Source organism: Pseudomonas sp. Marseille-QA0332, from assembly GCF_054950175.1.
On record NZ_CM143106.1, the window covers coordinates 4491278 to 4504473 of the forward strand.

Genomic DNA, 13196 nt, shown 5'->3' on the forward strand with positions numbered 1-13196 from the left:
CGCAGCCTGGCGGCTTATCTCAAGGCCTCCTGCGGTGGCCGAGCAAGCCGGCCAGCCCAAGATCGCGCAATGGCCTTGGGGCTGGCTGGCAACGAGTCGAACCAGGGCTCGACAGGTTGCCCGCACGGCGAGCGTGGCAGGTCATCCACCCAGGTAGGCGTCGCGTACCTTCGGATCGACCAGCAGTGCCTCGCCAGGGCCTTGCATCACCACGTGACCGTTTTCCAGTACATAGGCACGATCGGCGATCTTCAAGGCCTGGTTGGCGTTCTGCTCGACCAGGAAAACGGTCACGCCGTCGCGCCGCAGCTGCTCGATGATATCGAAGATCTGCTGGATGATGATCGGCGCCAGGCCCAGCGAGGGTTCGTCGAGCAGCAGGAGCTTGGGCTTGCTCATCAGCGCCCGACCGATCGCCAGCATTTGCTGCTCGCCACCGGACATGGTGCCCCCGCGCTGGTCGTAGCGCTCCTTCAGACGCGGGAACAGGTGCAGGACCTTGTCCAGTTGCTCCTGGTAATCGCGCTTGTCGGTGAAGAAGCCACCCATGGCCAGGTTTTCCTCGACGGTCAGTCGGGCGAATACCCGGCGACCTTCGGGGACCACGGCGATGCTCTTGCGCATGATGTGCGAGGACGGCTGGCCGACCAGCTCCTCGCCCAGGTAGCGGATGCTGCCGGCGTGTGCCTGGGGAGAGCCGCACAGGGTCATGAGCAAGGTCGACTTGCCAGCGCCGTTGGCACCGATCAGCGTCACGATCTCGCCCTGGTTGATTTCCACGTTGACACTGTGCAGCGCCTGGATCTTGCCGTAGAAGGTGGACACGTTCTCGAACTTCAGCATCACGCTTCCCCCAGGTAAGCCTTGATCACTTCGGGATTGGCGCGGATTTCCTCCGGCGTGCCGTCAGCCAGGGGCGTACCCTGGTTGATCACCACGATATGGTCGGAAATGCTCATCACCAGTTTCATGTCGTGCTCGATGAGCAGCACCGTGACGTCGTGTTCCTGGCGCAGATAACCGATCAGTGCCTTGAGGTCCTCGGTTTCCTTGGGGTTCAGGCCGGCCGCCGGTTCGTCGAGCATGATGATCCGCGGACGGGTCATCATGCAGCGGGCAATTTCCAGGCGCCGCTGCTGGCCGTAGGCCAGGGTGCCGGCCGTACGGTTGGCGAACTCGGTCAGGTTGACCTTGTCCAGCCAGTACTGGGCACGCTCCATGGCCTCGCGTTCGCTGCGGCGGAACGCCGGGGTCTTGAACAGGCCGGCCAGGAAGTTGGTATTGAGGTGGCGGTGCTGGGCGATCAACAGGTTTTCCAGCGCGGTCATTTCCTTGAACAGGCGCACGTTCTGGAAAGTCCGCACCACGCCCTTGCGGGCGATCTGGTGGCCGGCAAGGCCCTGGATCGGCTGGCCATCGAGCAGGATGCTGCCGCCGCTCGGCTTGTAGAAGCCGGTCAGGCAGTTGAACACCGTGGTCTTGCCGGCACCGTTGGGACCGATCAGCGCCACCACTTGTCGTTCCTTGACGGTCAGGCCCACGCCGTTGACCGCCAACAGGCCGCCGAAGCGCATGCTCAGGCCGCTGACTTGCAGGATTTCGCGGCTCATCGACGCAGCTCCATGTGAGGGCGTTGCATAGGCAGCAAGCCTTGCGGACGCCAGATCATCATCAACACCATCAGGGCACCGAACATCAGCATGCGGTACTCGCTGAACTCGCGCATCAGCTCCGGTAGCAGGATCATCACGATGGCCGCGAGGATCACCCCCAGCTGCGAGCCCATGCCGCCAAGCACGACGATGGCCAGGATGATCGCCGATTCGATGAAGGTGAACGACTCCGGCGTGACCAGGCCCTGGCGAGCGGCGAAGAAGCTGCCGGCGAAACCGGCGAAGCAGGCGCCGAGGGTGAAGGCCGAAAGCTTGATCACGGTCGGGTTGAGCCCCAGCGCCCGGCAGGCGATCTCGTCTTCGCGCAGCGCTTCCCAGGCACGACCGATCGGCATGCGCAGCAGGCGATTGATGACGAACAGCGCCAGCAGTGCCAGCAGCAACGCTACCAGGTAGAGAAAGATCACCTTGTTGATCGAGTTGTAGGGCAGGCCGAAGAACTCGTGGAAGGTCTGCATGCCTTCGGCCGCCCGGCGCTCGAACGTCAGGCCGAAGAAGGTGGGTTTCTGGATGTTGCTGATGCCGTTGGGGCCGCCGGTCAGGTCGGTCAGGTTGCGCAGGAACAGACGAATGATCTCGCCGAAGCCGAGGGTCACGATCGCCAGGTAGTCGCCACGCAGCCGTAACACCGGGAAGCCCAGCAGGAAGCCGAAGGTCGCGGCCATGAGCCCGGCGATCGGCAGGCAGATCCAGAAGCTCAGGCCGTAATAGTGCGACAGCAGGGCGTAGCTATAGGCACCGACCGCGTAGAAGCCGACGTAGCCCAGGTCGAGCAGGCCCGCCAGGCCGACCACGATGTTCAGGCCCAGGCCGAGCAGGACGTAGATCAGGATCAGGGTGGCGATGTCCACCGCGCCGCGTGAACCGAAGAACGGCCATGCCAGAGCCACCACGATCAGACCGAGAATGACCCAGCGTTGGGTACGCGGCAAGGTCAGGAAATTGCTCACTGCCGGGGGTACCAGCTTGTGCTGTGAGCGGCTACGCATCACGGCGCTCCACTGCTTGTCGAACAGTACGCGCAGGAACATCAGGACCGAGCAGACCGCAATCACCGTGAGAGTGAAGGACCCCTGGCTGTGGACGACAAGGCTGATGCCGTCGATGCTGAGTTTCAGTCCGAGCACCGGGAAGGCCACGGCCCAGACCAGCAAGGCGCTGAAGAACGCCGGTTTGAGATTTCTGTTCATACTTTTTCAACCTCCGGACGGCCAAGAATGCCGGTCGGCCGGAACAGCAGGACCAGGACCAACAGGCCGAACGCCACCACGTCCTTGTACTGATCACCGAAGATATCGGCACCGAACGCCTCGGCGACGCCGAGGACCAGGCCGCCAAGCATGGCGCCCGGGATGCTGCCGATGCCGCCCAGCACCGCGGCGGTGAAGGCCTTGAGGCCCACCAGGAAGCCGGCGTTGGGGTTGATCACGCCATATTGCATGCTCAGCAGCACGGCGGCGACGGCAGCCAGCGCTGCGCCGATGACGAACGTCAGGGCGATGATGTTGTTGGTGTTGATGCCTAGCAGGTTGGCCATCTTGATGTCTTCGGCACAGGCCCGGCAGGCACGCCCCAGGCGAGAGCGGGAGATGAACAGGGTCAGCGCGACCATGGACACCAGGGTGACGACGAAGACCAGGATCTGCATGTACGAGACCAGGACTTCCTCGGCGCCTCCCGGGCCGAACGACAGGCTCCCTGGAATCAGGTTCGGAATGGACTTGTCCTTCGAGTCCTGTGACAGCAGCACGGTATTTTGCAGGAAGATCGACATGCCGATGGCGGAGATCAGCGGGATCAGGCGATTGCTGTTGCGTAGCGGGCGGTAGGCCACCCGCTCGATGCTGTAGCCGTACGCGCTGGTCACGAAGATCGTCGCGACGAAGGCGACGGTCATCAGGATGGGTAGCGAGTCGATGCCCATCATGGCCAACCCCGCCAGGGCGATGAAGGCCACGTACGAACCGATCATGTACACCTCGCCATGGGCGAAGTTGATCATGCCGATGATGCCGTAGACCATCGTGTAGCCGATGGCTATGAGGGCGTAGGTGCTGCCAATGGTCAGGCCATTAACCAGCTGTTGGAAAAAGTGGTAGATCTCAGGCATTACAGCGCTCCTAAAAACCTGATGGCATTCGCTGGCGGGTGGTGTACCCGGCATCGCCGATGGTGATGGACCAACAGCGGGCACGGCCAGGAACCGCGGGTGACGGTTTTAAGATTTTCAGGTGGGCGGGCTCCCGGATCGCGGGAATCAGGCCCATGAACCTCGTAAAACAAAGCCCACTGCTCGCACAGTGGGCTTCTCGGTCATTTAGTCACGCAGTTACTGAGGAGAGACTTCGGTCTTGGGCTTGCCGAAGTGCCATTCGTAGACCACGAACTTGAAGTCCTTGAGGTCGCCTTTCTCATCGAACGACAGGTCGCCGGTCGGGGTCTTGAAGATACCCTTGTGGATTTGCGCGGCGACCTTCTCGGCATCGTCGCTGTTGCCGGCAGCCTTGATGGCATCGGCGATCACCTGCACTGCGGAATAGGAAGGGAACACGAACGGACCGCTCGGGTCCTTGCCATCGGCCTTGATGGCGTCGACGATGGCCTTGTTCGCCGGCTCGGCATCGAAGGATTTCGGCAAGGTGACCAGCAGGCCTTCGGATGCATTCTGGGCGATCTGCGAGATCGAGTCGTTGCCCACGCCTTCCGGACCCATGAACTTCGCGTTCAGTCCCTTTTCCTTGGCCTGACGCAGGATCAGGCCCAGTTCGGGGTGGTAGCCGCCGTAGTAGACGAAGTCGACGTTGTTCTGCTTGAGTTTCTGGATGATCGAGGAAAAGTCCTTGTCACCCGCATTGAGGCCCTCGAAGACCGCGACCTTGATGTGCTTTTTTTCGAGGGTCTGCTTGACGGCCGTGGCGATGCCTTCACCGTACTGCTGCTTATCGTGCAGGACAGCGACCACCTTGGGCTTGACGTGGTCGGCGATGTAGTTGCCGGCAGCCGGGCCCTGGGCACTGTCCAGGCCGATGGTGCGGAACACCAGCTTGTAGCCACGCGAGGTGATTTCCGGGCTGGTGGCGGCCGGGGTGATCATGATCACGCCTTCATCTTCATAGATATCGGACGCAGGCTGGGTGGAGCTGGAGCACAGGTGACCGATTACGAACTTGACGCCATCATTGACCACCTTGTTGGCCACTGCCACGGCTTGCTTGGGGTCGCACGCGTCGTCGTATTCCTTGGCTTCGAGCATCTTGCCGTCGACGCCGCCCTTGGCGTTGATGTCCTTGATGGCCTGTGTCGCGCCGATGAACTGCATGTCGCCGTACTGGGTGACCGGGCCTGTCTTGGGCCCAGCGATGCCGATCTTGATGGTGTCGGCGGCGACCGAATGGCCAGCGACACCGGCCAGTACCATTGCAGCGAACAGCTTGGAAATCTTGATCATGGTGCTCCACTCATTCTGTTGTAATTCTTATAGTCCTGGCGGCCAGGGCTACAGACCGGGCGGGATTCGCGTCATGGCCATGCCGTCGCGCAAGCCCGCCTTCCCCGGAACGTGTCCCGGAACTGTACCGGTACAGTGTAGAGCGCGGGTCGAGCGCTTGAAAAGCCGGCAACTCGAAGCTCCTCGCAAGGGTGTCGCGTGCTCGACACAAAAGTACAGAAACACGCCGTTGGCAACTGGCAGGACGCGGCCTGATCCCATGAACACGGGCCTGAACGATCATTTGCTTATTTGAAACCGGGTTTTTCTGCGAAAATACCGGCTTGATTGATTGCCCGCGATTTTTGACAGGTACCCATGACCGATCGAACAAGCACCCTCTATGCCAAGCTGCTTGGCGAAACCGCAACCATCGAGTGGAAAGCCTTGGAGCGTTTCTGGGCCAAGGGTGACCTGATTTGGGTCGACCCTTCGCTCGATCTCATCGAAGTGGCTGCCGCCATGGCGGAAAACCGCAGCGAGGCGGTGCTCAAGTGGCGTAATGCTGGCACTGTGGTCCCGCTCGCCGCCGAGCAGGCCTTGGAGTTACAGCAGCGAGATCCACGAATCTGGGCCGTGGTGGTGTCCCCGTTCGTCCTCATGCAGGTCCGAACAAACGCAGCGTAATGGGCTTCCATGGTGCGCCTGGTTGGCACTGGTGCACCGAGATGGTGCTGTAGTCCGGCATCAGAGGTGGCGCCAGGTAACACTTGGACTCGTTCGCCAAGGCACAGTAACAGTTTTTTCATGCTCTTTGCCGTCGCGCATGGCGTCACTGCCATGTTGCGCCGACACTCGCAGCCTGCAACGCACTGGACACCGCCGAAGTCGTGGCCCTGGTCGAGCGTGCCGGATTGGACGCGCCATCGATCTCGCGAGCACTGGCCGGCGGCTTCGCCGATTCGAAGCCGCAGTGGATCCTGGCGCCAAGGATGGCTGGCAGCCGGCTCGGTTTACCGCCCGGCTTCGATCAGCCCGCGACCAGTACTCTGATGGCTTCCAGACGCAAGGCGGCCTTGTCGAGCATCGCCAGCCCGGCTTCGCGCTGCTTGCGCAATGCCTCGAGCTCGCTGTCGCGCACGCTCGGGTTGACCGCCTTGAGTGCGCTCAGCCGTGCCAGCTCTTCGTCGGCCTCGGCGGCCAGGCGGCGCTGGGCCTGGGCCACGCGCTCCTCGTGCCGAGGCAGGATCTTGGTTTCGCCGTTGGCGATGCGCTTGGAGAGCACCTCGCGCTGGGCTTGGATGAATTTGTTGGCGCTGGCCCTGGGCACGCTTTCGAGCTGCTCGTTGAGCGTCTCGAACGCCACCCGCGGCGCCAGGTCGTTGCCATTGGCGTCGAGCAGGCAGCGCAGCGCGGCTGGCGGCAAGTAGCGTCCAAGTTGCAGGCTGCGTGGCGCTACCACCTCGCTGACGTACAGCAGCTCGAGCAGCACGGTCCCCGGCTTGAGCGCCTTGTTCTTGATCAGCGCCACGGCGGTATTGCCCATCGATCCCGAGAGCACCAGGTCCATGCCACCTTGCACCATGGGATGTTCCCAGGTGAGGAACTGCATGTCTTCGCGAGACAGCGCCTGGGTTCGATCGTAGGTGATGGTCACGCCTTCTTCGTCACCGAGCGGGAAGCTGGCATCGAGCATCTTCTCGCTGGGCTTGAGGATCAAGGCATTCTCGGAGTGGTCCTCACTGTCGATGCCAAAGGCGTCGAACAAGGTTTCCATGTAGATCGGCAGGGTGAACTGGTCATCCTGTTCGAGAATCGCCTCGACCAGCGCCTGGCCCTCGCCGGCACCGCCGGAGTTCAGCTCGAGCAGGCGGTCACGGCCGTTGTGCAGTTCAGCTTCGAGCCGTTCGCGCTCGGCGCGCGCCTCGTCCACCAGTGCCTCCCAGCCATCGCCATCGGTGCCTTCGAGCAGCGCCAGCAAGCGCGGGCCGAAACGGTGCTGAAGGGCGTTGCCGGTAGGGCAGGTCGCCAGGAAGGCGTTCAGTGCCAGGTGATACCACTGGAACAGGCGCTCCTGGGGACTGTCCTGCAGGTATGGCACATGCAGTTGGATGGTATGTTTCTGGCCGATGCGGTCGAGACGGCCAATGCGCTGCTCCAGCAGGTCGGGATGCGCCGGCAGATCGAACATCACCAGATGATGGGAGAACTGGAAGTTGCGGCCTTCGCTGCCGATCTCCGAACAGATCAGGACCTGGGCGCCGAATTCCTCGTCGGCGAAATAGGCGGCGGCGCGGTCTCGCTCGAGGATGCTCATGCCCTCGTGGAAGACCGTCGCCGGAATGCCCGAGCGTACCCGCAGGGCGTCTTCCAGGTCCATGGCGGTTTCGGCATGGGCGCAGATCACCAGGACCTTGGTGCGCTTGAGCATCTTCAAGGTCTCGACGAGCCAGTCGACCCGCGGGTCGAAGCGCCACCAGCGATCGTCCTCGGCCGTTTCGCCGACAGCCTGGAAGGCCACCTCGGGATACAGCTCGGCGTGTTCTCCGGCCGGCAGGTCAGTGTATTGCGCAGGGTTGGGCAAGGGGTAGGCATGCAGTTCGCGTTCCGGGAAGCCCTGGATCGCCGCGCGCGTATTGCGGAACAAGACGCGACCGGTGCCATGACGATCGAGCAACTCGCGAATCAGGCGGGCACTGGCCTGGCTGTCGCCGTCGCTCACGGCGCCCAGCAAGGCTTCGCCTTCGGCGCCCAGGAAACCCTGGATGGTGGCGTGGGCCTTGGCCGAAAGCCGACCTTCATCGAGCAGTTCCTGGACCGCCTCGGCCACTGGCCGATAATGCTCGCTCTCGGCACGAAACGCGGCCAGGTCGTGGAAGCGGTTGGGGTCGAGCAGGCGCAGGCGGGCGAAGTGGCTGTCCTGGCCGAGCTGTTCGGGCGTCGCGGTGAGCAGTAGCACGCCGGGGATGACTTCGGCCAGTTGCTCGACCAGTGCGTATTGCGGGCTGACGCGCTCTTCGTGCCAGACCAGATGATGCGCCTCGTCGACCACCAGCAGGTCCCAGCCCGCCGCGAACAGCGCATCCTGTGCCTTTTCGTCCTCGGTCAGCCATTCCAGGGCCACCAGTGCCAGTTGGGCGTCCTCGAACGGATTGCTGGCATCGCTCTGAACGAAGCGCTCGGCATCGAACAGCGCAACCTGGAGATTGAAGCGCCGACGCATTTCCACCAACCACTGGTGCTGCAGGTTCTCCGGCACCAGGATCAGCACCCGATTGGCGCGTCCCGACAGCAGCTGGCGATGGATCACAAGGCCCGCCTCGATGGTCTTGCCCAAGCCTACCTCATCGGCCAGCAGCACCCGTGGCGCAATGCGGTCGGCGACTTCACGGGCGATGTGCAACTGGTGGGCGATGGGCTGCGCCCGGCATCCACCCAGGCCCCAGAGCGGGGACTGCATTTGTCGGCTGGTGTGCTCGAGGGTGTTGTAGCGCAGCGAAAACCAGGGCAGCGGGTCGATCTGGCCGGCGAACAGGCGATCGCTGGCCAGGCGGAACTGGATGAAGTTGGAGAGCTGGGTTTCCGGCAGCGTGCGTGGCTGGCTCTGCTGGTCGAGTCCGTGATAGACCAGCAGGCCGTCATGATCCTCGACTTCGCGGACGGTAAGTTTCCAGCCTTCGAAGTGGGTGATCTGGTCGCCTGGCGAAAAACGCACGCGGGTCAGGGGCGCATTGCGCAGTGAATACTGGCGGGTGTCGCCTGTCGCCGGGTACAGCACCGTCAGCAAGCGGCCGTCCTGTGCCAGGATGGTGCCGAGGCCAAGCTCGGCTTCGCTGTCGCTGATCCAGCGTTGCCCCGGTTGATACTGCTGCGCCATACTGCCTGACTCCCGCGATGAAAAGCCGACTATCTTAACGGATAGGTAGTGCAGACCAAAGCGTCTAGCCATTTCATCGACGAATACCGCCTTGTAGCAGAGGGTTCCGATTGGCCATGCCTGTCCAGCATCTCAGGTTGAACATCCTCCTGGCCCTCGGCAGCCTGGCGCTGCTGGCAGGTTGTGAACACAAGCGCTTCGAAGTCCTGCCGCCGATTCCGGTGGAGCAGCTGGAGGTGCTCGGCGTGCAGGCGCCCATCAAGAGCGTGCATTACCGCGATCTCGACGGCGAGGGCTTGCTGGTGCTCAGCCGGGTCGACGGTCAGGCCACCGATGCCGAGACGGAGCAGGAGGTGGACAAGGTGACCCTGCGGGCTACGCTTTACGAGCGTCGCGACACGACCAGCTTCACCTCCCGCTGGCAGATCGAGCAGGAAACCACTTGCCCGGGCCTGGATCTGGATGTCGACTTCTATAGCGACGTCAGTGACGTAGGCGATGTCGACAACGATGGCGTGGCGGAAGTGACGGTGGCCAGCCATGCCTTCTGCGGAGGCGGTATCGAGCCGCATGACATCGCCATAGAGCTGCGTCAGCGCCAGGCCAGCTACACCATTACCGGCCAGTCGCTGATCGTTCCGGCAGGCGAGGCGCCGATCGGTGGCGAGCGCGACGACAGCGCCTCGCTCAAGAATGCCCCCGCAGCGTTGCGCAAGCATCTCGACGAGGTCTGGCAGGCGGTCTACAAGCGCCCCTGGAGCGAAACCGCAACGGCTGGCGAGGAGCAGGACGAAACGGACGCCGGATGAGGCGGTCCATATTGCATGCCCGGGCGCGCCGCATCGCCCGGAACCGCTTCACGGAGCCGGAGCAACCGCGCCAGCGTCGTGGTCACAGGAGATCGTTCATGCTGCCGCCCGTCATTCCACTAAGCGCCGCCCCGGTGACCTCGCAGCTGGACCAGCCGAGGCCGACGCCCAGCGTCGCCCCGGTGGCGCCGATACAGTCTTCCTCGGGCGGCGCCACGATCGACCTGCGTAACCAGCGCGACCCGGCCGAACACGCGCTCTTGCTGCGCGAAGAACAGCGCCGCCGGCACCAGCGGCAACAGGATCAGGCAGAGCGCTACAGTGCCGTGCCAGGCGAGACGCTGAATGCGGACAACACCGTTCCGGTCGAGCCGCTGATCGGTGAGCGAACGCGACAAGGACTGCTGATCGATATCGAGGTCTGAGCACACGCTGGCCAGTTTCGTCGCCGCGCTTCATCATGTGTTCATCCGCGACCAACCTTCGAGTCTGCCATGAGCCAGGACAATCTCATCGATTTCGGTGCCGAGCGCGCCAGACGTATCCATGATCTCAACGACAAGCGCCTGGACGAAATGCGCCAGGCCTTCGAGCAGGCGATGCCGCTGGGCAAGTCGAAGAAAAAGCCCAAGGGCAAGCCCAGGAAGCGTTGAAGGTTGATGCAGATCAAGTCCGTCCGGCCTCCGCTTGCCGGCACCCCATGCCATTGATCTCGATCAATCTGGCTGTCGGCCCGATTGGTTAACGTGCATCCATCGAGTCGCGACGGATCTGCAAGACACCGGCCCTCTGGGCAGGCATCGATCGCAGGCACGATGCCTGCCACGGCAGGTCAGCTCGCCATTGACGAATAGTTCAGCTGGAAGGGCAAGAGCGCGCAAGTCGCCGGTCCTTTCGCATTCAAGGAGCACGCAAGGCATTTGGGGCGACTTCGGTCGCCCATTTTTTTGCGCCGGTGATGGCTTGCATGGACATGAGCGGACGCCAGGGCCACCACCAGGGTCAGTCATGGCCCCTATGCCAAGGGCAAGGTGAAGGTGAAGCGGGTGCCGTCCTTGCTGCTGGACAGCACCTCCATGCGACCGCCGTGGGCCAGGGCGATCTGGTTGGCGATATAAAGCCCCAGGCCAAGGCCCTGCCGTGGACGATCGTCACGCGGCCTGGAAAACGGCTCGAACAGGTGCGCCATGATCTGCGGCGGGATCGCCTCGCCATGATTGTGCACCTCGAGCAAGAACGCGCCGGCGCTGACCCAGGCATGTACCGTCACTGGCATGTCGGGTGCGCCATGCACCAGGGCATTGGCGATCAGGTTGGAAAGGAGCTGGGTGACGCGTTCCCGGTCACAGCGAATGCCGACCAGGCTTTCCAGTTGCAGACGGACTTCCCGCTGCGGATGAACGCCTTGCAGTTCCGAAGCCACGTGACGCAGCGCCGCTTCCAGATCTGGGCAAGGCTGGATGTCGAGCGATATGCCGCCGCCCAGGCGGCCGCGCGCGAAATCCAGCACATCGCGCACCAACTGCGAGGCACGCTTGCCGCAGGTCTGTATATGTCGTGCGATCGACAGGCTTCTTTCGTCATCCAGCCGTTGGGCGAGCAACTCGGCTCCGGCGGTGATGGCGAACAAGGGATTGCGCAGGTCGTGGCCAAGCACGGCGATGAATTGTTCGCGCACCTCGGCCATGGCGCGCTCCTCGCGCAAGGCCAGTTCAGTCTGCTGGGCACGTTGTTCGCTGTCGATCTGGATCGACAGCAGGCGGGCGAAGGCTTCCATCATGGGCTCGATGGCACTGCCGCGCAGCGCGGCTGGTTTCGGATCGAGCGCGCACAAGGTGCCGAAGAAGCTGCCATCGACCCGCAGCACTGGCACGGAAATATAGCTTTCGAAGCGATAATGGCGAGGCGCCGGGTGCTGGCAATACCGTTCGTCCTCGCTGGCCTTGTCGATGACGATGGTCTGGCGCGTTGCGCGAATGTCATGGCACAAGGTGGTGGCCACATCCAGCTCGTCGCCGGCCTGCAGCCCGAAGCCCAGCGTGTCGAGCGTGGCGCAAGCGGTCCAGCTGTGCTCCGTGACCCGCGCGATTGCCGCGAAACGCAGGCCCGCAGTCTCGCAGATCACCTGGAGAATGGCCGGCACGGCTTTGATGCGGGCAATGATGGCCAGATCGGAACTGATGGTGCTACCCATACGGAGCCTGGTTCCTCGCGGCTGAGAATGGCAAGACATCCCGCAAGTCTAGCGCCAGCCCGAGGGGTCGGTGGCGTTGTGACATTCGGTCGCGCCTAGTCGGAGTGCACGAGGCGTAGCGGGACGGCTGGCGTCTGGGAGAGGTTCACTTGGTCACGGCCTTGGCGCTTGGCGACATACAAGGCTTTGTCTGCATTTTCCAGCCAGGTTTCCGGTCCGCTCAGGTCAGGATCGTAGCCAGACAGGCCGATGCTCAGGCGAATGCGCAGTTCCGGCAGCCGAGGGTCGCGGTAGCTGGCGACACGTTCACGTAGTCGTTCCATGACCAGGTAGGCTTGCGCCTCGCTGGCCTGGCGAAGGATCACGCAGAATTCATCGCCACCGTAGCGCCCGGCCTTGTCACCTTCGCGCACGCTGCGCTTGAGTTCCTGGCTGAGCTGGCGCAGCACCATATCGCCGGTCCCGTGGCCGTAGGTATCATTGATGGTCTTGAAATGATCGATGTCGATCAGGGCGATCACGGCCGATTCCTGGCGTTGCCGGCAAGCCGCGAACCGCAACTGCAGGTGATCCTGCCAGGCACCGTGGTTGAGCAGACCGGTAAGGCTGTCGGTGCGGCTCAGGGTATCCAGCCTGCGCTTGTGCTCGGAAAGCTTGATCGCCAGGTCGTAGCAGACCCAGCCGAGCGCTAGCGGATAAAGGCTGAGCATGGGCAAGCAGGCATATACCTGGAGCGAGGTGACGTCCAGTTGCAGGCCTGCTCCCAGTACCGCCATGGCCAGTAGCGCGCCGCTTGCCTGGGCCAGCACTCCCTGCAGCAGCAGGGGCTTGCCACCGGCTGCCACGTTGTTCATGGTCACCATGGACAGGACGGTAAGGCTTGGCAAGGGATTGAAGTGCATCGTGGCTGTCCAGAAACCGGCCATCAACGAGTCGATGAGCAGGTTGCACCGTTCTGCCTGGTATGGCGTACTCGAGCGTCGGGACCATTGATAGGCGACATGGGGCCAGACCAGCCCATTGAACAGCAACAGCATCCATGTCCAGGTAGGCAGCGCCATGGGCGTGATGGCGGCCGCGACAACGATCAGTCCGAAACCTTTGCCTATGATGCGTGGCAGGTAGATGCGCTTGGCAAAGGAAAGACCTTTGCCGGTGGTGTTGTCCATCATGAGGGGGAGGTCCAGGAAGGGGTGCCGTATTGCCGTATGGATCG

General features: G+C 62.9%; 12 protein-coding genes and 1 pseudogene. 5 read left to right on the plus strand and 8 right to left on the minus strand.

The features are described 5' to 3' along the window. Positions 1-141: 141 nt before the first annotated feature. The 5 genes from ACY8GK_RS20735 to ACY8GK_RS20755 form a co-directional block, all read right to left on the minus strand. A complete protein-coding gene (locus ACY8GK_RS20735) occupies positions 142-843 on the minus strand; it encodes an ABC transporter ATP-binding protein (RefSeq protein WP_196180750.1) in 702 nt (233 codons plus the stop codon). After that, entirely contained in the window at positions 843-1610 is a 768-nt protein-coding gene (gene livG / locus ACY8GK_RS20740; protein ID WP_196180752.1) for a high-affinity branched-chain amino acid ABC transporter ATP-binding protein LivG, read from the minus strand. Before livG ends, ACY8GK_RS20735 begins: the two co-directional genes overlap by 1 nt. Further along, positions 1607-2863, minus strand: coding sequence for a high-affinity branched-chain amino acid ABC transporter permease LivM (locus tag ACY8GK_RS20745; RefSeq protein WP_196180754.1), 1257 nt, complete (start codon positions 2861-2863; stop codon positions 1607-1609). The genes livG and ACY8GK_RS20745 overlap by 4 nt, the downstream gene beginning before the upstream one ends. Beyond that, the gene (livH, locus tag ACY8GK_RS20750) at positions 2860-3783 is read right to left on the minus strand and encodes a high-affinity branched-chain amino acid ABC transporter permease LivH (protein ID WP_196180757.1); all 924 of its coding nucleotides are present in this window, start codon (positions 3781-3783) and stop codon (positions 2860-2862) included. Before livH ends, ACY8GK_RS20745 begins: the two co-directional genes overlap by 4 nt. Before the next feature lie 219 nt (positions 3784-4002). Beyond that, entirely contained in the window at positions 4003-5121 is a 1119-nt protein-coding gene (locus ACY8GK_RS20755; RefSeq protein WP_462401929.1) for a branched-chain amino acid ABC transporter substrate-binding protein, read from the minus strand. A 357-nt stretch (positions 5122-5478) separates the two neighbouring features. Between ACY8GK_RS20755 and ACY8GK_RS20760 the strand changes: the two genes are divergently transcribed. Beyond that, positions 5479-5787: a DUF2288 domain-containing protein gene (locus ACY8GK_RS20760; RefSeq protein ID WP_196180761.1), complete on the plus strand. Its 309-nt coding sequence runs from the start codon at positions 5479-5481 to the stop codon at positions 5785-5787. 167 nt (positions 5788-5954) lie between these two features. Beyond that, positions 5955-6107, plus strand: a pseudogene (locus tag ACY8GK_RS20765) (NAD(P)-dependent oxidoreductase); the annotation flags it as partial. 23 nt (positions 6108-6130) lie between these two features. Here ACY8GK_RS20765 and rapA read toward each other — a convergent pair. Further along, positions 6131-8977, minus strand: a complete 2847-nt coding sequence (gene rapA, locus ACY8GK_RS20770) for an RNA polymerase-associated protein RapA (protein ID WP_196180764.1) — start codon at positions 8975-8977, stop codon at positions 6131-6133. Between the two features lie 116 nt (positions 8978-9093). On the opposite strand from rapA, the gene ACY8GK_RS20775 reads away from it, so the two are divergent. From ACY8GK_RS20775 to ACY8GK_RS20785, 3 genes are all read left to right on the plus strand, one after another. Then, entirely contained in the window at positions 9094-9786 is a 693-nt protein-coding gene (locus ACY8GK_RS20775) for a M949_RS01915 family surface polysaccharide biosynthesis protein (RefSeq protein ID WP_196180766.1), read from the plus strand. Positions 9787-9884: 98 nt separating this feature from the next. Then, entirely contained in the window at positions 9885-10211 is a 327-nt protein-coding gene (locus ACY8GK_RS20780) for an aspartate-semialdehyde dehydrogenase (protein WP_196180768.1), read from the plus strand. Positions 10212-10280: 69 nt separating this feature from the next. After that, positions 10281-10439 carry a hypothetical protein gene (locus tag ACY8GK_RS20785; protein ID WP_196180770.1) on the plus strand — a complete coding sequence of 53 codons (159 nt, stop codon included), beginning with the start codon at positions 10281-10283 and terminating at the stop codon, positions 10437-10439. A 362-nt stretch (positions 10440-10801) separates the two neighbouring features. Here ACY8GK_RS20785 and ACY8GK_RS20790 read toward each other — a convergent pair whose 3' ends face one another. Next, complete coding sequence (locus ACY8GK_RS20790; RefSeq protein WP_196180772.1) at positions 10802-11980, minus strand: GAF domain-containing sensor histidine kinase; 1179 nt, start codon at positions 11978-11980, stop codon at positions 10802-10804. Positions 11981-12075: 95 nt separating this feature from the next. Continuing rightward, positions 12076-13149, minus strand: coding sequence for a diguanylate cyclase (locus tag ACY8GK_RS20795; RefSeq protein ID WP_196180780.1), 1074 nt, complete (start codon positions 13147-13149; stop codon positions 12076-12078). Positions 13150-13196 lie beyond the last annotated feature (47 nt).

Coding starts and splice junctions, on each gene's coding strand:
- ACY8GK_RS20735 (WP_196180750.1), bottom strand. CDS start 843: ATGCTGAAGTTCGAGAACGTGTCCACCTTCTACGGCAAGATCCAGGCG.
- livG (WP_196180752.1), bottom strand. CDS start 1,610: ATGAGCCGCGAAATCCTGCAAGTCAGCGGCCTGAGCATGCGCTTCGGC.
- ACY8GK_RS20745 (WP_196180754.1), bottom strand. CDS start 2,863: ATGAACAGAAATCTCAAACCGGCGTTCTTCAGCGCCTTGCTGGTCTGG.
- livH (WP_196180757.1), bottom strand. CDS start 3,783: ATGCCTGAGATCTACCACTTTTTCCAACAGCTGGTTAATGGCCTGACC.
- ACY8GK_RS20755 (WP_462401929.1), bottom strand. CDS start 5,121: ATGATCAAGATTTCCAAGCTGTTCGCTGCAATGGTACTGGCCGGTGTC.
- ACY8GK_RS20760 (WP_196180761.1), top strand. CDS start 5,479: ATGACCGATCGAACAAGCACCCTCTATGCCAAGCTGCTTGGCGAAACC.
- rapA (WP_196180764.1), bottom strand. CDS start 8,977: ATGGCGCAGCAGTATCAACCGGGGCAACGCTGGATCAGCGACAGCGAA.
- ACY8GK_RS20775 (WP_196180766.1), top strand. CDS start 9,094: ATGCCTGTCCAGCATCTCAGGTTGAACATCCTCCTGGCCCTCGGCAGC.
- ACY8GK_RS20780 (WP_196180768.1), top strand. CDS start 9,885: ATGCTGCCGCCCGTCATTCCACTAAGCGCCGCCCCGGTGACCTCGCAG.
- ACY8GK_RS20785 (WP_196180770.1), top strand. CDS start 10,281: ATGAGCCAGGACAATCTCATCGATTTCGGTGCCGAGCGCGCCAGACGT.
- ACY8GK_RS20790 (WP_196180772.1), bottom strand. CDS start 11,980: ATGGGTAGCACCATCAGTTCCGATCTGGCCATCATTGCCCGCATCAAA.
- ACY8GK_RS20795 (WP_196180780.1), bottom strand. CDS start 13,149: ATGGACAACACCACCGGCAAAGGTCTTTCCTTTGCCAAGCGCATCTAC.